This is a genomic window from Brachybacterium sp. GCM10030252, from assembly GCF_042666535.1.
Classification (GTDB): domain Bacteria; phylum Actinomycetota; class Actinomycetes; order Actinomycetales; family Dermabacteraceae; genus Brachybacterium.
Window position 1 is genome coordinate 19,989 of sequence record NZ_JBHTDM010000011.1, and the last position, 22,055, is coordinate 42,043.

Consider the following 22,055-nt stretch of genomic DNA (forward strand, 5'->3'; position numbering starts at 1 on the left):
GGCAGGGCATTCGGTCACGGTTGGGTGTCGGTGCGTCGCCATCTGCGGCATCGGCGCGGAACCGCTCGGTCATGACCGTTGCCCGCGGTGTGGGCGACCAGAACAATGGGCGCATCGCCGAGCGCCGGCGAGCGGAGGAGGCCACGATGAGCGCTGCAGAGCCGGGCGCACGACGCGGCAACACCGGCGTGCGACGCCACGCGGCGCCCGATCCGGACCGTCGGACCGTGGCCTCGGGAGTCCTGTTCGGCTGCGGGATCGCGGCCTCGATCATCGACCTGTTCATCTTCCACCTCGTCCTGCAGTGGCACCACTTCTATGACCTCTCCACCACGCGCGTGGCGCTGACCGCCGACGGCTTCTTCCATGCCATCGCCTGGTTCATCACCGTGTGGGGACTGTTCCTCCTGACCGACGTCCGCCGCCGCGCCACGGTCAGGTGGTCGCGCTGGATCGCGGCCGTGATCACCGGCGTCGGCGCGTTCCAGCTCTTCGACGGGATCGTGGACCACAAGCTGCTGCGGATCCACCAGATCCGCTACGGCGTGGACCTGCTGCCCTACGACGCCGTGTGGATCGGCTCCTCCGCGCTCGTGCTGGTGATCGGCGTGGTGATGCTGTGGCGCACCCGCCCGGTGCGCTCGACCGGCACTGCCGGCTGACGGCCATGGACCACGAGCACGACCTCGGCCCGGTCCCCGCGCCGGATGTTGCCGGATGGGCGCTGTTCGAGAGCGCCGTCGGGGCTGTCCTCCTCGTGGCCGCGGCGGGGTACGCGCTCGCGCTGTGGGCGGCTCGCGACCGCAGCCCGTGGCCGGCCCGGCGCAGCGCGGCTTGGTTCGCCGGACTGGGATGTGCCGCAGCAGGGCTCGTCGGCCCGCTCGCCGCGGCCGCCCACACCAGCTTCACCGCGCACATGGCCGGGCACCTGCTGGCAGGGATGCTCGGCCCGTTGCTGCTGGTGCTCGGCTCGCCGGTCTCCCTGGCGCTGCGGGCGCTCCCGGTGACGGGTGCCCGGAGACTGTCGCGGCTGCTGCGCACGGCGGTGATCCGGGCTCTCACCCATCCGGCGGTCGCCGGTGTCCTCAACCTCGGCGGGCTGTGGCTGCTGTACGCCACAGGCCTTTACCCGCTGATGCACTCCTCGGCGCTGGTCCACGCTCTCGTGCATGCCCACATCGTGCTTGCCGGCTATCTCTTCACCGCGTCGCTGGTCGGGGCGGATCCGACTCCCCACCGGGCCTCGATCCGGGTCCGCTCGGCGGTGCTCGTCGCATTCATCGCGGGGCACTCGATCCTCGCGAAATGGCTCTGGGCCAGTCCGCCGGCCGGCGTCGCGCCCGATGACGGCCGGGCAGGCGCGCAGCTCATGTACTACGGCGGTGACGCCATCGATGTCGCGCTCATCGTGCTGCTGCTGCACCAGTGGTACGTGGCGACCCGGCCCCGGGTCAGTCTTGGGCCGGCCTCGACAGGGGAGAATTATTCTGCTCGTCCCAGACGGCGCAGAACGATGAGGATCAGCCCGGCTTCTCCGTGGCAGGATGATCACTGAGAGAGTGCCGGATTAAACTCACCGTGGTGACACCAGTTCTGAAGGTTTGCCAAAAGCAGGTGGCCCGTGCGTAACGCTTGCCGGAGTGCGGGGACCCTCTGAGGCTCGGGGCACGTGCGTCCCAAACGCGGTCCTGAGCGGAAGCCTCGCCGTTGCCGAGCTTCCTCGGTGGTCCACGGTCTGTCCGATCTCGTCTGTACGCTTGCGTCGCGCCGGACAGTTTCTCATCCGGTAAGCACTGGTACCGAGGACCGCTGAGCTTCCCTCTGCTGGTCAGGGGTGATGCGCTCGGTGTTGGATGAGCCGGCGGGTAGGGCAAGGTACGCGCTGCCGCAATGTATGTGGGGTTCAAGCACACGAAGATAGGGGATGGGCATGGCTGGGAAAGTTGACGTGGTAGTTAAGGCTCTCAAGTGGATCGGTCCTGTAGCACTACCTGCCATCATGAGGATCTACAACGACCCGGATCTGTGGAAGATGGTTAAGGATCAATTCGCTCGGTTGGTCCACCATGGTGGCAACAGTGTCGACGACATGCTGTCCACGATTGAAACACTTCGGGAGCAAGTTTCGTACCTCGTGGAGTCTGCGGACGATGAGGACGAATTGCGGCGCGCTAAGGCATGGGGCAAGCAGCTGGATAAGTGTGACCATGCCGCTAGGCTTCTGAAAACGCCGGGTTCTTCCAAGTCGGAGCGGTCTGCACTGAAGACAAGAGTTGAGGCCCTCCGTTCCGACATTCTAAATGCTTTCATTATCGAGCAAGAGGAGGACGCGCGCGCTCGAGACGCGCTGGAGTCTTGAGTTCGCTGCCCTCGACTCCCTAAGTGCGTGCCCACTCTCGCCGAGTACGATCGTGCCCACCGAGTCGGAGGAGACGCCACCATGTGCGGACGCTATGTGCTCGAAATCGATGCCGAGGGGCAGATGCGCGCCTATGCGGCCCAGCCCGCGCGTGAGCTGGACTGGTACCCGATCTTCTCCATCGCGCCGCGCACCAAGGCCCCCGTCGTCCGCGAGTACGTCGACGAGAGCGGGCAGCTGCAGCGCACCCTCGAACTCGCCCGCTGGGGCTTCCAGCCCTCCTGGGCGAAGGAGAAGGGGCCGCGGCCGATCAACGCCCGCTTCGAGACCGCCGCGACCAACGGCATGTTCCGCGCGGCCTTCGCCTCCTCCCGGGCGGTGGTGCCGATGTCCGGGTACTACGAATGGGTCGAGACCGAGACCGGCAAGCAGCCCTACTACGTCCACCCCACCGATGAGCGCCTGCTGCACGCGGCCGGCCTCACCACGGCCGCGCAGAACGCGGACGGCGAGTGGGACGTGAGCTTCACGATCATCACCCGGGAGGCCCGCGACGCCGCCGGGGACGTCCATGACCGCATGCCCGCCTTCCTCGACGAGGATCTGCTGGCGGACTGGCTCGCCCCCGGCAAGCTCGACGCCACCGGCAGGGAGCGCCTGCATGGCGAGCTCGGGGATGTCTCCGAGCGCCAGGCGCAGGCCCTGGTCACCCACCCGGTGGATCGCCGGGTCAACAACACCCGCACCGTCGACCGCACCGACCCGGGCCTGATCGCGCCGCTCATCCTCGGCTGAGCGTCAGCCTCGGTGGCGGGTCGGAGCGCAGTAGGGGAGCGGGGAGCAAGGCGGGGCGGGGAGCGTCACGCCCTTACGGGGGAGCGGTACCTCGCGAGGTACTCCTGGAAGTCCCACGCCGGCTGGTCGGCCGTACCTTCGAGGAAATCGGTCGCAGCCTGCCGGCCCCGCGCGTACAGCAGCTCGCACTCCTCGTCCGAGAGGGAGAACTTGGTGGGGCCGACGGCGTCGGTGTCGATGAAGATCGTGCGCGCCTGCGCGTGCGAATCCTCGATGTGCTGGCGGTCGTAGAACCCGGTGACGGTGTCCACGACCGCCTTGCCGTAGGACAGCGGGCCCGTGATCCGGTTGACCGTGCCGGTCCCGTCCGGCGGCCGCGCCGAGAGCTTGATGCCGAACGTGGGCCAGCGCGGCACCTGCCCCTCGGGCAGGTCGAAGACGGAGACCGGGAAGTTCGACAGCATCCCGCCGTCGACCAGCCACGCCGGCCCGCCCCGCCGGTTGCGCCACCGCACCGGCCGGAAGAACAGCGGGATCGCCACCGAGGCGCGGACGGCATCGACGACCCGCAGCTGCGCGGGATCGGTCCCGAACCCGGCGCCGTCCGTCGGCAGGAAGCGCAGGCGACCGGCGGAGAGATCCGAGGCGGTCACGACCAGGCGGAACTGCTGCTCGCCCTGCCCCTCGCTGCCGAGGTGTGGATCGTGGCAGAGGAGATCGGCGAAGGTGCCGGTGCGGTCGGGGCCGCCGTGCTCGGCCAGCTGTTCCTCGAGCCAGCTGGCGAGGGTGTCGCCGCGGTGCACCCCGAGGTGCAGCAGGATGGCCAGAGCCTTGCCGAGAAGGAACCGGGTCCACCACGGGCCGTCGGCGAATCGCGAGTAGTCGGTCTCGCGGAGGATCTGGACCATCGTCCTCGCCGGGACCCCCGCGGTGACCAGTGCGCCGGCGATCGCCCCGGCGGAGGAGCCGGCGACCCGGTTGATGCGATACCCGTGCTCCTCGAGCACCTCGATCGCGCCGGCCAGCGCGATCCCCCTGACCCCGCCGCCCTCCAGCACGAGATCGACGCGCCGGGTCTCCGCGCCCGGGTCCGGTGACGGCAGGGAGGGGCGGGCGTTCGGCATCCGCACAGGGTAGGCCAACGCCGCGCAGCCCTGCCGCCGAGATCACCGGACCGCCGACTGACCGAGTGTTCGCCTCCTCGGCAGGACGGCGAACAGCCCCGCTATCAGGGGCGAAGCCTGCGCCGCAGCCGTCCCCGCGGCCCCGGGAGCGGCGAGGCATTGACCGCCTGCGAGGGCGGGATAACACTTGCCGCATCATCGGCCGACGGCGCCGATCCTCCCGTGAGGAGTAGATCCATGAACGCGAGATCGAAGATAGCGCTCGGACTGCTGGGCGGGTACGTCCTGGGTCGCGGACGGCAGGCGAAACTCGCAGCACTTGTGCTGGGATACATCGCCGTCAAGCAGGGTGGTCGCGGCCTGGAGTCGGTCCGCTCGACTCTGATGGAGTCCGACGAGGCCAAGGCGCTCACCCAGCAGATCACCACAGGCCTGGCCACGGCCGCGACCGGAGCCGCGACCGCAGCGGCAGGCAAGGGCATCCACACCCTCAGCGAGAACCTCCAGCAGCGCACGGCGCAGCTGCGCGACGGGTCCGCCTCCGAGGCCGCCGAATCCTCCCAGCCCGAGTCATCAGAGTCTTCCGAATCCTCCGACTCGTCAGAGGCCTCGGATTCCTCCGACTCCTCCGAGTCGGCCGCGAGCGGCACGGAGAACTCGTCCGACAAGCCGGCCGAGGGCGGTTCGTCGAGCGAGAGCGAGGCGAGCGGCAGCGCTGAGAACACCGACCAGCCTGAGAGCACGGACCGGAAGGATGAGTCCGATGAGTGAGCGCACCGCCGAGGACACCTCGACCACGCCGTGGTGGAAGAGCGCCCTGGAGCAGCTTCCCCTCGATGACCTGAGATCGGACCTGACCGAGTACGCCTCGGCGCTCGCCGAGAAGGGCACCTCCGCCCTGACCGACAAGCTCAACGACTTCGCGGAGTCCATGACACCGGGGGAGGGCGGCGCCGCCGGCGAGGGCCTGAAGAAGGGCGCCGAGAAGCTCGGCGAAGGCAAGAACCCGGCGACCGCAGGCGCCTCCGCGCTGGCTGCGGGAGCCAAGGAGAAACTGACCCCCGGATCATCCGGTGGGTCGTCCTCGGGTGGATCCTCGGAGGTCAAGAAGTTCTCCAACATCGTCGAGACGGTCGAGGTTGGGGTGCCCGTCAGGGTCGCCTACAACCAGTGGACGCAGTTCCAGGACTGGACCGGCTTCATGAAGAAGGTCGAGAACGCGGAGCAGCAGTCCGAGGAGAAGGTGGAGTTCAAGGGCCAGGTGTTCCTCTCGCACCGCACCTGGAAATCCACCATCGTCCAGCAGGTTCCCGATGAGCAGATCGTCTGGCGCTCGAAGGGCGAGAAGGGGCACCTCGACGGCGCGGTCACGTTCCACGAGCTCGGCCCGCGCCTGACGCGCATCCTCATCGTCGTCAACTACTACCCCCAGGGCTTCGTCGAGAAGGTCGGCAACATGGGACGCCCGGTGGGCCGGCGCATCCGCGTCGAGGCCCGGCTCTTCGCCCGCTACGTCATGACGCAGACGATCCTGGACGAGGACGCCGTCGAGGGCTGGCGCGGGGAGATCCGCGACAGCGAAGTGGTGCGCACGCACGAGGAGGCCCTCGAGGCCGAACGCGCTGCCCAGGACCAGCAGGGCGAACAGGACCAGCCGAGTCAGCAAGGCAAGGAACAGCAGGATCAGCAGGCTCAGGACGACGAGGAGAGTCCGCAGGACGAATCGGCCGACGCCGACGATGAGAGCCGCGACCAGCCCGACGAGTCCACGGACGGCGACGGGACCTCCGAGGCCGATGCTGGCGAGTGCTCCGACGCTGCAGATGCCGAGCCGGAATCAGCCGACGCGGAGCCGGAGTCTGCCAGCACTGAGCAGGACAGCGAGGGCGGCCAGAGCGACGGTGGCGACGGCCAGGGCGGCGGCACCGGCGAAGGCGGCGGCGCTGGGCAGGGCGGCGACGCCGAGAACGGTGGCGACGGCCAGAACGGTGGCGACGAGAACGGTGACGACGGCCAGGACGGCGGCACCGACGAGGGCGGCGACCAAAGCGGCGGCGCTGAGGGTGACGGCACCGAGGAAGCCGGCGGCACCGCCGACGCGGAGGGCAGCAGCACCGAGCAGGACGCCAGCACCGAGCCCGACGAGCCTGCCCAGGAGGAGGACGGCGACTTCGAGTACGTCGAGGTCGACTCCGACGACACCAGCGGTTCCTCGTGATGGCACAGGCCTCGCAGAACAACGATCCGGGCGGCGACGGGACTGAGGACGAGAAGGAGCAGGGCCGTCAGGACAGAGGGTCCCGCGCTGAGAAGAAGCCTTCCGGCCGGCGCCGACGGAAGAAGGTGCTGACGGCCAAGGGTGCGGTTCGCCGCTCGACCGGTCACCTCGCGGAGCTGACCGGTCGGGTTCCCGAGTCCGTCATCGCGGTCGAACGCCAGGAGGACGGCTGGAAGGTGAGTCTCGAGTTCCTCGAATGCCGCCGGGTCCCGGACACCACGGACATCCTGGCCGAGTACAGCGTGTACGTCGACGACCGAGGCGAGCTGACCTCCTACAAGCGCGAATCCCGCTACACCCGCGGACGCGTCGAGAGCTGAGGCCTCCGCTCCAGGCCGGGGCGAGGAGCCGCGGCGAGACCCGCCGGCAGGCGAGACCCGCCGGCGGGCGACGCTCGCGGGCGGACGTGGCTCGCGGGCGGGCGAGGCGCGCGGGCGGGCCCCAGCGCCGGGGTGCCTCGCCCCGGAGCCCGGACCGTCGGCCCCTTACCCGGTGGACTGGCGGATGACCACCGTCTCGCCCTGGGGCAGCGGCGTGCCGGCAGGCGGATCAGTGCCGATCACGTACCACTTGCCCACCGTGCTCGAGGGCTCGTTGCGCACCTCGTAGTTGTAGCCGGCTGCCTGCAGCGTGGCTTTGGCCTGGGAGAGATACATGCCGGAGACGGAGGGGACCCCGCCGTTCTGATCCGCCTGCGGCGGGGGCGCCTTGGTCGCTGCCGGTGCGGACGGGAAGGGTTCGCTGGGCAGGCCCTCGTGGACGCGGCTCATGTACTCCTGCCAGGTGGGCAGGGAGACCGTGTTGCCCCACACGTGGCCGTGGCGGAGCATCTGGCCGTCGACCGGGAAGCCGCCGGGGGAGATGTTGGCCTGGGGGTGGCCGAACCAGACGGCGGTGGACATCTGGCGGGTGAAGCCGACGTACCAGGTGTGGAACTGGGAGCCGGAGGTGCCGGTCTTGCCGCCGGCGGGGTGGCCCTCGATGATCTTGCCCTTNCGTCCAGGCCATGGTGTCGGCGACCTTCTTGTCGACCGCCTGGTGGCATTCGGCCCCGGAGATCGGCATGGCCTCGCCGTTGCGGTCGATGACCTCGGTGACCGCCTGCGGCTTGCAGTACGTCCCGCCGGCGGCGTACGTCGCGTAGGCGCCTGCCATGTCCAGTGCGGAGATGCGCACCTCGCCGAGCACGATCACGGCCGGGGCCAGTTCGGTGCCGTAGATGTCCTCGATGCTGGCGTCCCACGTCTGCGGATCCGCGGGGTCGTGGGTCGCGGGGACCACGCCGAGCTCCCGGGCGCCCTCGGCGATGTCGCACAGATCCAGCTGCCGGGCCATGTTCGCGTACGCGGTGTTGATCGAGAACTTCGTGGCGTTCAGCGCGGTCTCCATGGGGGAGATCCGCACCGAGACGGCGTTGTCGGGGTTGTACCCGGGGTTCTCCCGCCACGCGCCGCGAGGCAGGCACTTCGCGGGGAAGCGGGACATGGGCTCGCGCACCGTGCTCACCCTGTCGGTGATGCTGTGGTTCGTCTCCAGCCATTCCTGGAGCACGAAGGGCTTGAACGTCGAGCCGACGGGGAAGCCGCTGGAGCCGCCGAGGGCCTTGGGGACGTTGTAGTTGATCGCCGTCTCGCCCGGATTGACCTCTTGATACGGGTTGAACGAGCGGTTCTCGGCCATCGTGAGGATGTTGCCGGTGCCCGGCTCCACGGTCACGATCGAGTGGCCGAAGCCGTGCTGCGCATCCCCGGGCACGCGGCGTTCGAGGATCTCGCCGGCGATCTTCTGCTTGGCCGGATCCAGCGTGGTGCGGATGGTCAGCCCGCCCCCGTAGAGCAGCTTCTGGCGCTCCTCGTACGTCGGGGCGAACTCGGGGTCACTGAGCAGGGTGCGGGTGACGTAATCGCAGAAGAACCCGCTGCGGCCCGCGTCGGCGCAGCCCGCCCGCACGTTCTGGATCTGCAGCATGTCCTCCACCGGCTGCTCGGTGTACTTCGTGTACTCCTCGTCGGTGATGTAGCCCTCGCTGTGCATGTCGGCGAGCACCTCGTTGCGGCGCTTCTCGCCGGCTTCGGGGTGGTCGACCGGGTCGTACTGGTTCGGGCCGTTGGTGATACCCGCCAGGAGGGCGGCCTCGCCCGGATTCAGATCCGCAGCGTTCTTGGAGAAATAGTGCCGCGAGCCGGTCTCGACCCCGTACTGCGAGGGGCCGAACTGGGCGACGTTGAGATAGGCGTTGAGGATCTCGTCCTTGCTCCAGCGCTTCTCCAGCGAGATCGCCAGCTTCGCCTCACGCGCCTTGCGCCCGTAGGTCTGTTCCGTGGCTTCCTTGATGTCTTCCTGGTCGCCGCGCTGGACCGCATCCATCAGCAGGGCGTTCTTGACGTACTGCTGGGTCAGAGTCGACCCGCCCTGCGTGGGGCCGCCTCCCATGTTGCTGAGGAAGGCGCGCGCGGTCCCCTTGAGGTCCACGCCGCCGTGCTCGTAGAACCGGCGGTCCTCGACCGCGATCACCGCATGCTGCATGTGCGGCGAGATCTTCTCCAGCGGCACCATGATGCGGTTCTCGGTGTAGAACGTCGCCAGCAATGATCCGTCGGCCGCCTCGATCCGGCTGGCCTCGTTCAAGGGCTGGACCTCGAGCTCGGTCGGGTAGGACTCGAACAGCTCCACCCCGTCCTCGGCGACCGCGGAGGCGGCCGAGACCGCCGGCAGGAAGAAGGCGGCGAGCAGCACGCCCCCCAGCGCCGAGACGGCGATCATCCCCAGCAGCAGGTACAGGAACTGCAACATAGCGACGGGAAGAGGGCGTCCGGACGGGGAAGTGGACGGAGTGCTGGCCATGTTTCCAGGGTATGGCGGGCACATGCGACCGCGGAAGGTTCAACCACGGGTCCTGTGCCTGCGCGTCGCCGATGTAATGCGATCGTTGTGCGCCGAGGGCGCTGTGGGTGGCTCGTGGCACGCATCGTGAAGCTCCCGGCGCCGGAGTTCAGGCTCGCTCGGTGCGGCGCGGAGGCCCGTGGCGACGAGGCGGGGCTCCAGCTGCGCGGGGCGGTCAGACGGTGAACATCGCCTCGGCCAGCAGTTGGAGCGTCTGGGCATTGCCCGTCGGCTCATCGAGGGGCTCGGACTCGTAGGCGCCCAGGGAGCCGGAGACCATGATCTCGTCCACCCCGCTGGCGGCGGCGAACTCGCGCAGCCGCGGAGCGACCTGCTCCGGGGTGCCGATGAACCACGAGGAGCGCACCTGCTCCAGCGCCTGCGCCTCGGCGCCCTCGGAGGGCGCTGCCAGGACCTCCTCGATGGTCTCCAGCGGCCGCATCGGAGCGCTGGTGCGCATCCGGGCGAACTGTCGCAGCATCGGCAGGGCGCGCTGGTGGGCCTCCTCCTCGGTGGGTGCGACGGAGACGTTGGCCGTGAGGAAAGACTGCGGCTGGGGATGGCGCTCGCTGGGCTGGTACGTCTCGCGATACAGCGTCATCGCCTGCTCGAGGCCCGGGGCACCGAAGTGGTTGGCGAACACGTAGGGCAGGCCCAGCTGCGCCGCGAGGCGGGCGGAGAAGTCGCTCGAGCCCAGCAGCCACACCTCGGGCGAGGCGGTCGCGGCCGGGGTCGCGCGGGCCTCGTAGGTGCCACCGTTGCTGAAGGAGAAGCTCGCCCCGTCCGGGCTCATGATCTCCATGATCTCCTGGACGTTCTGCGGGAACTCCTGGGCCTCACTGGTGGTGCCGGAGCGGCGCAGCAGCTGCGTGATCACCGGATCGCTCCCCGGCGCGCGGCCCAGGCCCAGGTCGATCCGGCCCGGGGCGATCGCCTCCAGCGCTGCGAACTGCTCGGCCACGATCAGCGGGGCGTGGTTGGGCAGCATCACCCCGCCCGAGCCGAGACGGATCCGTGAGGTGCGCGAGGCGGCCGCCGAGATCAGCACCGGCGGCGTCGTGGAGGCGACGGCCGCCATGTTGTGGTGCTCGGCGAACCAGTAGCGGCGATACCCGAGCTCGTCGGCTCTCTGCGCCAGGGCCATGGATGAGGCCACGGCATGGGCGGAGCTCTGACCGGTGCGCACCGGCACCAGATCGAGGACGGACAGGGCGGGATTCGCGGTATCGGTCACTGGCGGCGCAACGCCCGTCGGCCGGCACGCATTCCCGGGGTTTGCGTGCCGGCCGGGTCGCGTCGGGTGCCGGCATCTGCGCGCGCCGGAGCGCGACCCCGGCCCGCGACCCGGTCCGGCGCTCGCACCTGCACTTTTAGCTGTACTTTCAACGACCGACTGGTTGGGGTGGACGGAGTGGTCGTACCAATTGTGAGGGGAGTGACGCCTCTACTGAGGGGTCATAAGACGACAGTGCAGGTCGTACCGGGCATGTCGGACCCGTCCGCTTTTGCGGCCTTCGTAACGATCGGGATACAGGTCTCCTCGAGGCCGGGAAAGCGCATGTGCGCGGGCATTTCGTCTGCGAACCTCCCACAGTCACCAGTGTGACGGCAGTCTCGCGTTCCGGGCCCCCACCCGGCGCGCACAACGCCCCTCCCCCGACTCACGATGGAGCGATTGTGGAACGTCTGAAGTCCCCACCACCGCCCGCGCCGCCGCCGGTCATCCCTGTTCAAGGGTGTCGTCGCCTCGGTCGCCACGGCAGGCCTTGCCCTTCTATCCGCGCCTCCGGCGCTCGCCGCACCGACCGATGATTCCGAGGCACTCGGTCAGGTCATCAATGCCGATGCCCTGGGCCTCGATGCCGCCGATCTGGGCACCAGTCAGTCCGGCAACCCCAGTGACCCCGGCCCGTACGCGAACCCGCTGAACGTCGCCGCGCTCGAAACTGTGAACCTCGATCTCGGCTCGATCTCGCTGCCGCTGATCAGCGACGCCGAGGGAAGCGGGCTGCTCTACCTCGGCGAGGCCGGCACCCTCTCCAGCTACGCGACCTCCCCCTCGCCCAACTCCTCGACCGCGAGCGCCGGCGTGCTCGGCGAGGACGGCGCGCTGACCGTGGACCCGGGCGGCGTGGGCGAATTCGGCAGCGCCGAGGTCAACCTGACCCAGCTGCTCGGCCAGGCCGGAGTGGACGGACTCACCGACGACATCATCGACGAGCTCACGCTTCAGCTCGGAGCCGTCGGCTCCACGGCGACGGCAGACGGCACCGACGTCTCCTCGGAGTACATGGTCGCCGATGGCCGGCTCGTTCTCAGCTCGCCCGCAGTCGGGGCGCTCGCGACCGAGCTGGATACGGCGCTGGACGGCGTCGGAACGACGATCGACTCGGCCGTGAGTACCGAGGGGGCGCTCGGCGCAATTGCGGCGACCGCGAATCTCGACGCCGACCTCGCCGGGCTCCTCGCGCTGGACGCCGGCGGCGGCACCATCGGGGTCGACGGACTTCAGGCTGCGCTCGACGAGGCAGGTACCACGCTGCTGTCCGAGCCGCTGGTCGATGCGAACGAGCTCGTCTCCATCAACCTGGCTGAGGGCACCATCGCCGTGGATCTGCAGGCGCTCGGCGGCCCGGAGGGGCTGAACGGGCAGGATCCGAACACCGAGCTGCTCAGCTCGGAGACCATCATGGAGATTACGGGCGCTGTCAGTGAAGCGCTCGGTACCATCACCACCAAGGCCGGCGAGGCCGTGACCGAGGTGCTCAACAACGCGGCGCTGACCATCGAGGTTCCTGCTTCCGTCACTTCGGCCGGCGTGCCGCTTGTTGACGTCAGCATCCTCGTGGAGACCACGCTGGGCCAGCTCGCAGGCACCACCGAAGGCGATCCGACGATCGATATTCAGGGCAGCCTGGGCGGCGTCATTTCGCTGGACGCGCTGCTCGGCGCGTTGGACCCGATCGTCCAGAGCGCGCTGATCACTCCGCTGCAGGGCGTCGTCGGCGGCGTGCTCGACACCGCCACCAGCGGCCTGACCACGACTCTCAATGGAGTTGTGAACCCGGTGGTCGACAGCCTCTCGCCCGTTCTCTCGGGTGTTCTGGCCCAGGTCGTCTCCATCACGCTCAACGAGCAGCCCGAGCCGGGCCTGCTCGGTGCAGAGTCCTTCACGGTCAACGCTCTGAGCTTGGAGCTTCTGCCCAACGCCGACGCGGTTGACCTGAACCTCGGGTCCTCCACGGTGCGCGCCGCGGATGCAGCTGCCGTGGATCCCACCGTCTCGGTGACTCCGGGCACGGTAGAGGACGGCGGCGTCACCACGGTGACGGGTGAGAACTACCCGCCGAACACCGATGTGGCCGTCCAGTTGACCGATCTCGATGGCAACCCCATCGGCGAGCCCGTCCCGGTCACCACGGACGACACCGGCTCGTTCACGACGGACCTGACCGTTCCCGAGGGCACGGAGGCCGGCGACTACCTCGTCGAGGGCACCGCCACCTCCGGTGAGACGGCGACCGCCCCGCTGGCAGTGACCAACGCGGACGAGCCCACGGACGACAACACCGCGGACAACACCGAGGTGAACACTTCGGTGAACACGGCTGACAACACGTCGGTGAACACCGCGGACAACACCGGTGAGAACACTTCGGTGAACACGAGTGACAACACGTCGGTAAACACGTCTGTGAACACGACAGACAACACCTCCGTGAACACGGGTGACAACACGTCGGTGAACACGGCGGACAACACCGGAGACAATACGTCGGTGAACGCCGCGGACAACACCGCTGACAACACGGACGTGAACACGACCGAGAACGATGCGGACAACACCGAGGTGAACACCGCTGACAACACGGACGTGAACACGGCGGAGAACGATGCGGACAACACCGAGGTGAACACGGCCGACAACACCGGTGACAACACGGCGGACAACACCGCGACTGCGGAGCTGGACGTCACGCCGAAGCGCGCTGTGCAGGGTGTCGACACCGTGCTGGTGCACGGTTCGGGCTACACCCCGAACGGGACCGCCGACATCTTCCTCCGCCCGATGGACGGAGACGTCATCAACGAGGAGGAAGCTGCCGAGGTCGAGCCGATGGTCGAGCTCGCCAACCAGGGATTCACCACGCTCGCGCTGGCGAACCCCGGCGAGAACATCGGTACCGTTGACGTGGATGCGGACGGCGAGCTGGTCTTCCGTATCGCCACGGATGACATCGAGCTCGGTGACTACGCGGTGACCGCCATCGATCAGACGGATCCGGAGCTGGAGGCGTACGAGCTGTTCACGCTGGTCGCTGCCGATGCTCCTGCTGAGGACCCGGCGATCTCGGTCGATCCGAGCACCGTCAATGACGGTGAGTCCACCACGGTGACCGGCGAGAACTTCCCGCCGAACACCGAGGTCGAGGTGCAGCTGACCGATCCCGAGGGCAACCCCGTCGGGGACCCGGTCACCGTCACCACCGATGACGACGGTGGCTTCACCGCCGAGATCACGGTTCCCGAGGGTTCCGCTCCCGGCGACTACGAGATCGTCGCCGAAGCCGAGACCGGTGAGTCCGCGACCGTGACCCTGCCCGTCACCGACGGTTCGGGTGCGGACAACGGCGCTGCCAACGGTGGAGACAACACCGCTGACAACGGCGGGGACAACACTGCCGACGATGCCGGTGACAATGGTGCGGACAACACGTCCGCCAACACCGGTGGCAGCGGCACCCCGGGCGGCTGGGGCGGAAACGGCTCCGGTGGTTCGTACGATGGTGGCACCAGCGGCAACGGTGGGGGCGGCTCGCTCGCCCAGACCGGTGCGGCCGGCACCGCCGCCATGGCCGGGCTGGCTGCCCTGCTGCTCCTCGCGGGCAGCGCGGCGCTGATCACCCGTCGTCGGGCTGGTCGCTGACCGACTCGCAGTACACACACTGATGGCCGTCGGGCCGGCACCTCGGTGCCGCGCCCGGCGGCCATCGGCCCGTCGTAACCGCTTCTTCGCAGACCCCCTCTCTTCTCCACATAGTTCGCAGAACGGACTCTCCTCGCATGGCTAAGCCCCGCATCCGCCGTCTTCCCGCGGTGGTCCTGGCGATCGTCGGGCTCCTCGCCGCCGGCCACATCGGCGCCACCCTCGCCTACACCGGTCCGGACACCCCGATCAAGCAGTCCCTGCAGCCGGCTCTGAACCGGTACTTCCTCGGCCCGCTCGATCAGGGCTGGAACCTCTTCGCCCCCGGCCCCTACTCCCAGGACGAGAACATGCTGGTGCGCGCCTGCATCAGCTCCCATGAGGTCTGCGCCGGCGGCAGCGACGCCGGGGCCGAGTTCACCCCATGGCGCAACGTCACCGCCGAGGAGCTCGAAGCGGTCGACTACAACATCTTCGCCAATCGCGAATCCCGCCAGTCCAAGGTGGTCCACGGCCGGCTCTGGCCCGCCGCGCGCGACCTTTCCCAGGACCAGCAGGCCATGGCGGAGAACAACCACATCGACGGGGAGCCCGTCTTCGGCGTCGACCTCTACTCCGCCGAGGCCGAGGAGACCTACAGCCCTGCCCAGCTCAGCGACCTCCGCGTCTATCAGCGGCTCGAGGACTCCGCCGTGGGCCTGGGGACGCTGTACATGTACGAGGAGTACGGCGAGGACGTCACCCTGGTCGAAGTGCGCATGCGCCGCGACGCGGTCCCCGACTTCGACCAGCGCCACGACCCGCCGGAGGAGCCCTCGCAGTCGTGGGTGAACATCGGCTGGCGCCCGGCGATGGAGTTCGACGAGGAGGTGTACGCAGCATGGTCGTGAAGGACTCCAGCACCTCCGCCCCGGTCCGGGACTGGCTGCGCACCCACCGCGACGCCCCGATGCGCCTGTTCGATCGGCTGATCACCTGGTTCATCGCCGACCGCCACGCCGATTACGGCTTCGCGATCATGCGCATCGCCTCCGGCAGCTTCCTGCTCGGGTGGCTATTGCTGAACCTCCCGATCGCCTCGCGCATCTGGGGCCCGGGCTCCGGATACTGGCAGCCCTACCGGGAGATCCTCGGCTACAACTTCCCCTTCGACCTGCTCCAAAAGGCCGGGCCCGGGCTGTTCTGGGCCTGGTACATCGTCACCATCGCCCTGGTCGTCGCCTTCACCCTGGGCTGGCGCACCCGGATCGTCACCCCGCTGCTGTTCATCGCCTACACCACGCTGAACGGGCAGAACACGCCCATCTCCGACGGTGGCAACTACTTCATCCGGGTCATGCTGATCTACCTGATCCTGGTAGACATCTCCCGTCGCTGGTCGCTGGATGCCCGGCGCCGCGCCGCGAAGGACGCCCCGGAGACGCAGACCGGATCCGTGCTGCACAACATCGGGTTGTGCCTGGTGGTCGCGCAGATCTGCATCGTCTACCTCGAGGCGGGACTCTACAAGGTCCAGGGCTCGCTGTGGCAGGAGGGCACCGCGGTCTACTACCCGCTGCAGTCCGAGGCCTACGGCGTCTTCCCGCCGCTGGCGGACCTCATGACCCACTGGGCCGCGCCCGTGGTGATCGCGACCTACGTGACCGTGCTCGCCCAGATCGCCTTCCCGTTCCTGCTGTTCAACACCATCACCCGGCGGATCGCGCTGCTCATGCTGCTGGGCATGCACCTCACGATCGCGGTGACGATGGGACTGCCGTTCTTCTCCGGGATCATGGCCTCGGCCGACGCCGTGCTCGTCTCCGGCGCCACCTGGATCACGATCGTCACCTGGCTGCGGACCACCGTGACCGGCAATCGCTTCGCACGCGGACTCCGAGCACGAGTCCGCCGCCGGCGAGCGGGAAAGGGGGCCGGCGCCGACGAGGAGAGCGGCACCGCCGCGGACTCCGACGCGTCACGGGCCTCCGTGAGCCAGTGAGGCCCGCGGAGCCGTCGTCCGTCACCTGCTGACGCGGTCGCAGGCAGCCAGCCGGTCAGCGCGTGGAACGACCACATCGACCAGGTGTGGGCCACCTGCGCCTGACGCCGCGGAGTCGTGCGAGTCGCGGCAGCGCAGCTCGCGGCAGCGCTGCCGCATCCAGCACAGCAGCACGACATGGAGCGGGCGAGGCCGTGGGCCTCGTCCGCTCCATGTCGCGTTTCGCCATCGTCCACCGTGCACCGAGGTCCGCCCGGCCGAGGACTTCTGCTCGCGCGGGCTGCTCGAGGGGCTCTTGCCGGTAGGCGGAGCGAGAGGCGGCTCTGCGGCGTATCAGGCCGTGAAGTGTAGGTGCCGCGGCTGGTTCTGCCAGGGCCCGTAGGGGCCTTGCCGCGGGGTCGAAAGAGACGATTCCTGTGACCGTCTCGAGACATTCCGGAGGCGGATTTCGAGGTATCCAGAGGCGTGGCGTGGTGTTCAATCATCCATGGAACACCACCCGAGTCCATAGTGAACGGCGGGCGGCCGAACAGGCCGAGCGGTGTCTTCTCCTCCTCAGGTTCTAGGTAAGGGTCACGATGGCTCCTCAGCTCGGCGCGCTCAAAGGTAAGAAGAAGGTCGGCGTCATCTCCGCCCTGTCATGTTGCGGATGCGGTGGGCTCGCGTTTCTCCTGGTGATGATCACCGGCGTCCTGGGAGCGGTCTTCGCTCCTCCCGTGGACGAGACGCCGTCCGATCAGCCCACGGTCGCTGCCCGCGAGGCCGACGCTGAGACGGTCGCGCCCGAAGCGGCGACGGAGACCGCCACCCCCTCGCCGACCAGCACGCCGACACCGACCCCTACGCCGACCGCCGCGCCCGAGCCGACGCCTGACCGCTCAAGCGCCCTCGGCGTTCTCGCCGGGCTCGAGGTCAAGGGCCGCGCGCCGAAGACGGGCTATGACCGCGATTCCTTCGGATGGCGCGATGACATCGACCGCAACGGGTGCGACACCCGCAACGACATCCTGCGCCGCGACCTCAGCGACATCGTGCTCGAGTACGGCACCGAGGGGTGCGTCGTCCTCTCCGGCGTTCTCGCGCCTTCGCCCTACAGCGGTGCGGACGTCTCCTTCCACCAGGAGGACGACAACTCTCTCGATATCGATCACGTCGTGGCTCTTTCCGACGCCTGGCAGACCGGCGCCGCGCAGTGGGATGAGGAGAAGCGGGTGGAGTTCGGCAACGACCCACTCAATCTGCTTGCCGTGGAAGACTCCCTGAACCAGCAGAAGGGTGATGGGGACGCCGCGACGTGGCTTCCGCCGAACAAGTCGTACCGGTGCGAATACGTCTCTCGGCAACTAGCGGTGAAGGACAAGTACGGCCTGTGGGTCAAGCCGGCCGAGAAGGACGCCATCGAACAGGTCCTTGGTGATTGTGAGGGCTTCGCCGCATTCGCTGACGACGAGGTCACGCCGGACCGCTGGGAGGGCGATGGTGCGCGCGAAGAGGCCGCCCCGGAACCCGAGCCCGCCCCGGAACCCGAGCCTGCACCGGAACCCGAGCCCGCACCGGAACCCGAGCCTGCCCCCGAACCGGCTCCCGCACCCGAGCCCGAAGAACCGGCCGGCGGCAGCGTCCACTACAAGAACTGTGATGCGGCACGAGCGGCCGGGGCGGCGCCGGTGCGCGTCGGCGACCCCGGCTACTCACGCAAGCTCGACAGGGACGGCGACGGAGTCGGCTGCGAGAACTGACCGGACGGGACCGGGGCGGGGAAGCGCGTGGCGTGCCGCGAAGGGTGCACGGGAATCAACAAATTAACCCGGCTGAACCCTGAGCGTCATCGGGAGGCTACGGCCCGGTGACGTGGGGCTCATACCGTCGAGCGGCCCGATCCCCGGCGTCGCCCCCGGCGACGCGCATCCCCGCGAAAGGTCCCCGCCCCATGAGTCCCTCCTCGCCGCCCTCGGCGCGCGCCGCCGTGCCTGCCTCCCCGATGCGCCGCAGCAGCTGGCTGCTGCTGGCCCTCGCCCTCGCCGCCACCTCGCTGCTGTGGTCGCCGACCGCTCCGTCGGCGCACGCGGACGGGGAGGAGGGCTCCCGCTTCAGCCTCGCCGTGCTGCCCGATACGCAGTTCTACTCCCGCTACGCCCAGTCGAACTTCATCCCCGACTACGGCACCGATCCCTTCAACGTCCAGACCCAGTGGCTGGCCGATCACGCCGACGAGCTGAACATCCCCTTCACCGCGCACCTCGGCGACGTCGTGGACCAGGCCGGCGTCCAGGAGTAGTGGGAAGTGGCCGACCAGGCCATGGCCACCCTGGAGGAGGCGGGCATGCCCTACTCCATCCTCCCCGGCAACCACGACGTGCTGGACTCGAACGACCAGCTCACCGACACCGACTACGACCTCGCCGCCGAGCCGTTCGCCCAGTGGTTCGGCCCCGAGCGCGCCGCCCAGCAGTCCACCTACGGCGGCAGCGACCCCACCGGCCTCAGCCAGTTCCACCTCTTCGAAGCCGAGGGCCAGCAGTTCCTGGTCCTCGCCCTGCCCTGGCGAGCCTCCGAGCAGACCCTCCAGTGGGCCCAGGGCGTGCTGGATGCACACCCCACCGTGCCCGCCATCCTCACCACCCACGACACCATCGCCATCGACACCGAGGGCCAGGGGTTCTCCAGCGACTACGGCGAGCAGCTCTGGGACGGCCTGATCGCCGGCAACGACCAGATCTTCCTCACCCTGAACGGGCACTACCACGGCGCCGCGGTCACCACCCGCGCCAACGACGCCGGCCACGACGTCACCCAGATCCTCATCGACTACCAGATGGCCCAGGACGGCGGCAACGGCTACCTCGGCCTGCTCGAGTTCGACCTCACCGGCGGCGGCATCCACGGCGAGACCGTCTCCCCGTGGGTGCGTGAGAAGTCCCAGGACCAGCTCACCCAGTTCGACCAGCCCGCGCTGACCGGACCGGCGCAGAGCTTCGACGTCGACATCGACTTCGCCGAGCGCTTCGCCGGCTTCGCGCCGGACTTCGGTCCGGGGGAGGGGCTGTACCCCTCGCTGTCCCAGCGCGCCGTCGACCTCGTCACCGACGGCTTCAGCGGCGTCCCCGAGAACAGCACGCAGGAGCCGGGATCGGCCCAGGACTACGTGCGCGCCCCGGGCACCCTCGCCCACTGGCGGATGGATGCCCCCGAGGGCACCCTCGAGGAAGGCGCGGTGATCGAGGATGCCGCCGGCGACAGCGACCTGCACCGCGTGAGCCTCGAGGAGTCAGGGTCCAGCGAGGCCCAGGTCGAGGACGTCAGCATCGAGCGCGAGTCCCAGCGGTACTCGGCTTCGGGCAGCTCGGTGTGCTTCGACGACTCCAGCCGGGAGCGCTTCAGCTACCTCAGCACCGACCCGGAGGCCGCGGTCAACAACGCGGACCTCTCCGGTGGCTACACCATCGAGACGTTCCTGAAGATCGACGAGGACTGGAGTGAGTCCGCCAACGGCTGGAGCAAGGCTCTGGTGCGCAGCGGCAACCGCTCCCAGATCGAGGGCATGCCCTGGTCGCAGTGGGACTACACCGCCTCGCCCACCGCCCTCGGCGTCTCGAACCTGCGCGAGTACCAGTTCACCACCGTCGGCCAGGACGCGACCGCCGGGGACAAGACCGCGTGGTCCGGGGAAATCCTCCCGGGCACCTGGAACCACGTCGCGATCGTCAACGACCCGGCCACCGAGGACATCGTCATGTACGTCAACGGCGCGCCCGTGCTGCGCACCTCCCAGGACGTGCTCGGCCAGTCCTTCAACGAGTCCATGCCCTGGATCATCGGTTCGGACTGGGTCGACGACGCGGCCACCAACGGCTGGCACGGCTGCGTGGGCGAGACCCGCATCTCGGATCGTCCCCTGGACCAGGACCAGTGGCTGACCGCTCGCCCCGATCTGGGCACGCTCACGGTGACCCAGCAGCCCGAGACCGCGGTCGTGGCCGGTGAGGACGCTGTGCTCGAGGGCACCGGAACCCCGGGCGCCGAGGTGCGCGCCGTGCTGCCCGGCAGCGGCGAGACACTCAGCGCCGAGGTGGCGGGCGACGGCACCTGGACTCTCACCGTTCCCGGCGACCGGCTCTCCGACGCCGAGACGGTGCTGACCCTGGACCAGGGTTTCGGTGAGCGCCGTTCCGAGGCCATAGAGGTGACCATCCCGGTCGAGGCCGACGGCCACGGCAACGGTCATGGCAACGGTCATGGCAAGGGCCACGGCCACGGCAACGGTCATGGCAAGGGCCACGGCAACGGCCACGGCAACGGCAATGGCCATGGCAATGGGCATGGCAAGGGCAACGGCGGCAGCTGAGGTCCCGGGCCGGGCGGTCCGGGGCACGGCCCCGTCGGGGCTCATGGCCACGGTGACCTGGCCCGTCGCCCCGTCGGGCACCGGTCTACGGGGTTGACCGCGGCCGGCCCGTCGGCCTGAGCAGGGGATGGCCTGGCGACTGAGCGCTCAGTCGCCGGGCCATTCGCCGACGAGGCGCTCGAACGTGCGCGCCCCGCCGCGGTCCACGGCCGCCTTGATCGCCGCGTAGATGGCGCCCTGCAGGGCCGAGGCCAGAAGCACCTCCCGCAGCGGGAAGTCGGACTCCAGCGCCTTGGGCGCCTGACCGGCCTCCTTCGGGGTGACGAGCTTCCAGGCCTGCTTGAACAGCACGCCCGCGAGGGCGCCGCTAACGACACCGCTGAGCAGCCCGATGGGGCGGTAGAGGATCTTCGCGGACGTATGCGTCGACTTCTTGTGAGGCATGAACGTGCTCCTTCCGGACTGGCGGTGCTGGACGTGCGGGCGATGCCGGCGGCCGGGATCGACGGGCCCGGGCTTCCCAGCTCGAGCCGATTCCGGCGCGACCTCGGGTCAGCGCGCTGCGCGAAGCCCGCGGCTGGCGCCGGCCTTGCGCGTGAGGCGTGCCGGGACGGTGGCGCGGGCCTTGTTCTGCAGGGGCGTCGGCGCGGCGGTGCGGGCCTTGCGCTTCAGCCGCTGCGGGGACGCGGCGCGGGCCTTGGCCTCGGCGCGCGCTGCGCCGGCCACGCGCCCTGCCCGGGCGGCGCGGCCCATCCCGGTCGCGCCCACCCGACCGGCAGTGGGCGCGGGTTTCGAGCGCTTCCCGCCCGAGGCGCGCACGATAATCGCGGCGACAGTTGCCAGGGCCACCGCGCCGGCTGCGCCCAGAGCCGTCCAGCCGTTGCGGTTGGGAAGACCCTCGGCATCGGTGAGCGCCTCCCGCGCCTGGGCCACGGACGTCTGGGCCTTGGTCCGGGCAAGCTCGACCTGCTCGCGGGCGCGCGTCTGGAGCTCCTCGGCCTTCTGGCCCGCCTCGTTCTTGAGCTGCTCGGTCTGCGCCTTGGGATCGAGCTTCTTGGACAGCGCCTCGACGGTCTCGCCCATCTCCTCGCGGGTGCGGGCGATGTCCGCCTCGAGCGCCTCGGGGGAGTCGTCCTCCGCCTTGACGGCGTCGGACTCGGAATCGGCCCGTGAGCCGTCGCCGGCGGCCCGGCGGCCGGTCTCGGCGCCCGGGGCGGTGGCGGGCCCGGGGTTGGGGTCGGTCTGCGAGGCCGGGCGCGTGTTGGGGGTGTGCTCTGCTTGATTGCCCGCAGCGGCGGTACCGGGCTGGTCGGGCTTGTTGGGCTGGTCGTGTCGGTCCTCGGGGGGCAGGGCTGTGGTCATG

The 22,055-nt window shown here is 69.3% G+C and carries 18 protein-coding genes and 1 pseudogene; 13 read left to right on the forward strand and 6 right to left on the reverse strand.

The genetic code is table 11. The annotated features are described in order from the left end of the window. The first annotated feature begins 146 nt into the window (after positions 1 to 146). From ACFQRJ_RS11695 to ACFQRJ_RS11710, 4 genes are all read left to right on the forward strand, one after another. On the forward strand, positions 147 to 662 hold the full coding sequence (locus tag ACFQRJ_RS11695) for a DUF2243 domain-containing protein (RefSeq protein ID WP_377019319.1): 516 nt from the start codon (positions 147 to 149) through the stop codon (positions 660 to 662). Further along, entirely contained in the window at positions 620 to 1,555 is a 936-nt protein-coding gene (locus ACFQRJ_RS11700; RefSeq protein WP_377019288.1) for a cytochrome c oxidase assembly protein, read from the forward strand. The genes ACFQRJ_RS11695 and ACFQRJ_RS11700 overlap by 43 nt, the downstream gene beginning before the upstream one ends. A gap of 444 nt (positions 1,556 to 1,999) precedes the next feature. Further along, the gene (locus ACFQRJ_RS11705) at positions 2,000 to 2,359 is read left to right on the forward strand and encodes a hypothetical protein (RefSeq protein WP_377019289.1); all 360 of its coding nucleotides are present in this window, start codon (positions 2,000 to 2,002) and stop codon (positions 2,357 to 2,359) included. Positions 2,360 to 2,440: 81 nt separating this feature from the next. Next, positions 2,441 to 3,154: an SOS response-associated peptidase gene (locus ACFQRJ_RS11710; RefSeq protein WP_377019290.1), complete on the forward strand. Its 714-nt coding sequence runs from the start codon at positions 2,441 to 2,443 to the stop codon at positions 3,152 to 3,154. Positions 3,155 to 3,219: 65 nt separating this feature from the next. Here the strand turns inward: ACFQRJ_RS11710 and ACFQRJ_RS11715 are convergent, their stop codons facing one another. After that, a complete protein-coding gene (locus ACFQRJ_RS11715) occupies positions 3,220 to 4,278 on the reverse strand; it encodes a patatin-like phospholipase family protein (RefSeq protein ID WP_377019291.1) in 1,059 nt (352 codons plus the stop codon). Between the two features lie 237 nt (positions 4,279 to 4,515). Here ACFQRJ_RS11715 and ACFQRJ_RS11720 point away from each other — a divergent pair, with 237 nt between their 5' ends. The 3 genes from ACFQRJ_RS11720 to ACFQRJ_RS11730 are packed head-to-tail and all read left to right on the forward strand — an operon-like array spanning position 4,516 to position 6,876. After that, positions 4,516 to 5,049, forward strand: a complete 534-nt coding sequence (locus ACFQRJ_RS11720; protein ID WP_377019292.1) for a hypothetical protein — start codon at positions 4,516 to 4,518, stop codon at positions 5,047 to 5,049. Beyond that, positions 5,042 to 6,496, forward strand: coding sequence for an SRPBCC family protein (locus ACFQRJ_RS11725; protein ID WP_377019293.1), 1,455 nt, complete (start codon positions 5,042 to 5,044; stop codon positions 6,494 to 6,496). Before ACFQRJ_RS11720 ends, ACFQRJ_RS11725 begins: the two co-directional genes overlap by 8 nt. Beyond that, positions 6,496 to 6,876, forward strand: a complete 381-nt coding sequence (locus tag ACFQRJ_RS11730; RefSeq protein ID WP_377019295.1) for a gas vesicle protein — start codon at positions 6,496 to 6,498, stop codon at positions 6,874 to 6,876. The genes ACFQRJ_RS11725 and ACFQRJ_RS11730 overlap by 1 nt, the downstream gene beginning before the upstream one ends. Before the next feature lie 165 nt (positions 6,877 to 7,041). On the opposite strand, the gene ACFQRJ_RS11735 is transcribed toward ACFQRJ_RS11730, so the two are convergent. The 3 genes and pseudogenes from ACFQRJ_RS11735 to ACFQRJ_RS11745 form a co-directional block, all read right to left on the reverse strand. Continuing rightward, positions 7,042 to 7,458: a PASTA domain-containing protein gene (locus ACFQRJ_RS11735; protein ID WP_377019296.1), complete on the reverse strand. Its 417-nt coding sequence runs from the start codon at positions 7,456 to 7,458 to the stop codon at positions 7,042 to 7,044. A gap of 202 nt (positions 7,459 to 7,660) precedes the next feature. Further along, positions 7,661 to 9,424: pseudogene (locus ACFQRJ_RS11740) on the reverse strand (transglycosylase domain-containing protein); the annotation flags it as partial. A gap of 190 nt (positions 9,425 to 9,614) precedes the next feature. After that, positions 9,615 to 10,673: an LLM class flavin-dependent oxidoreductase gene (locus tag ACFQRJ_RS11745; RefSeq protein WP_377019297.1), complete on the reverse strand. Its 1,059-nt coding sequence runs from the start codon at positions 10,671 to 10,673 to the stop codon at positions 9,615 to 9,617. Positions 10,674 to 11,165: 492 nt separating this feature from the next. Between ACFQRJ_RS11745 and ACFQRJ_RS11750 the strand changes: the two genes are divergently transcribed. The 6 genes from ACFQRJ_RS11750 (at position 11,166) to ACFQRJ_RS11775 (ending at position 20,692) form a co-directional block, all read left to right on the forward strand. Further along, positions 11,166 to 14,366: a choice-of-anchor G family protein gene (locus ACFQRJ_RS11750; protein WP_377019320.1), complete on the forward strand. Its 3,201-nt coding sequence runs from the start codon at positions 11,166 to 11,168 to the stop codon at positions 14,364 to 14,366. A 137-nt stretch (positions 14,367 to 14,503) separates the two neighbouring features. After that, positions 14,504 to 15,256 (forward strand): DUF5819 family protein, encoded by a 753-nt coding sequence (locus ACFQRJ_RS11755; RefSeq protein ID WP_377019298.1) that lies wholly within the window; start codon positions 14,504 to 14,506, stop codon positions 15,254 to 15,256. Beyond that, positions 15,247 to 16,347: an HTTM domain-containing protein gene (locus tag ACFQRJ_RS11760; protein ID WP_377019299.1), complete on the forward strand. Its 1,101-nt coding sequence runs from the start codon at positions 15,247 to 15,249 to the stop codon at positions 16,345 to 16,347. Before ACFQRJ_RS11755 ends, ACFQRJ_RS11760 begins: the two co-directional genes overlap by 10 nt. Before the next feature lie 578 nt (positions 16,348 to 16,925). Further along, positions 16,926 to 18,086: a DUF1524 domain-containing protein gene (locus ACFQRJ_RS11765; RefSeq protein ID WP_377019300.1), complete on the forward strand. Its 1,161-nt coding sequence runs from the start codon at positions 16,926 to 16,928 to the stop codon at positions 18,084 to 18,086. Between the two features lie 191 nt (positions 18,087 to 18,277). Further along, on the forward strand, positions 18,278 to 18,625 hold the full coding sequence (locus tag ACFQRJ_RS11770) for a hypothetical protein (protein WP_377019301.1): 348 nt from the start codon (positions 18,278 to 18,280) through the stop codon (positions 18,623 to 18,625). Between the two features lie 6 nt (positions 18,626 to 18,631). Beyond that, positions 18,632 to 20,692, forward strand: a complete 2,061-nt coding sequence (locus ACFQRJ_RS11775; protein ID WP_377019302.1) for a LamG-like jellyroll fold domain-containing protein — start codon at positions 18,632 to 18,634, stop codon at positions 20,690 to 20,692. Positions 20,693 to 20,839: 147 nt separating this feature from the next. Here ACFQRJ_RS11775 and ACFQRJ_RS11780 read toward each other — a convergent pair whose 3' ends face one another. Together ACFQRJ_RS11780 and ACFQRJ_RS11785 are read right to left on the reverse strand one after the other, a co-directional pair. Then, positions 20,840 to 21,136 (reverse strand): DUF4235 domain-containing protein, encoded by a 297-nt coding sequence (locus tag ACFQRJ_RS11780; protein WP_377019303.1) that lies wholly within the window; start codon positions 21,134 to 21,136, stop codon positions 20,840 to 20,842. A 108-nt stretch (positions 21,137 to 21,244) separates the two neighbouring features. Then, the gene (locus ACFQRJ_RS11785; protein ID WP_377019304.1) at positions 21,245 to 22,054 is read right to left on the reverse strand and encodes a DUF3618 domain-containing protein; all 810 of its coding nucleotides are present in this window, start codon (positions 22,052 to 22,054) and stop codon (positions 21,245 to 21,247) included. Between the last annotated feature and the right edge of the window lies 1 nt (position 22,055).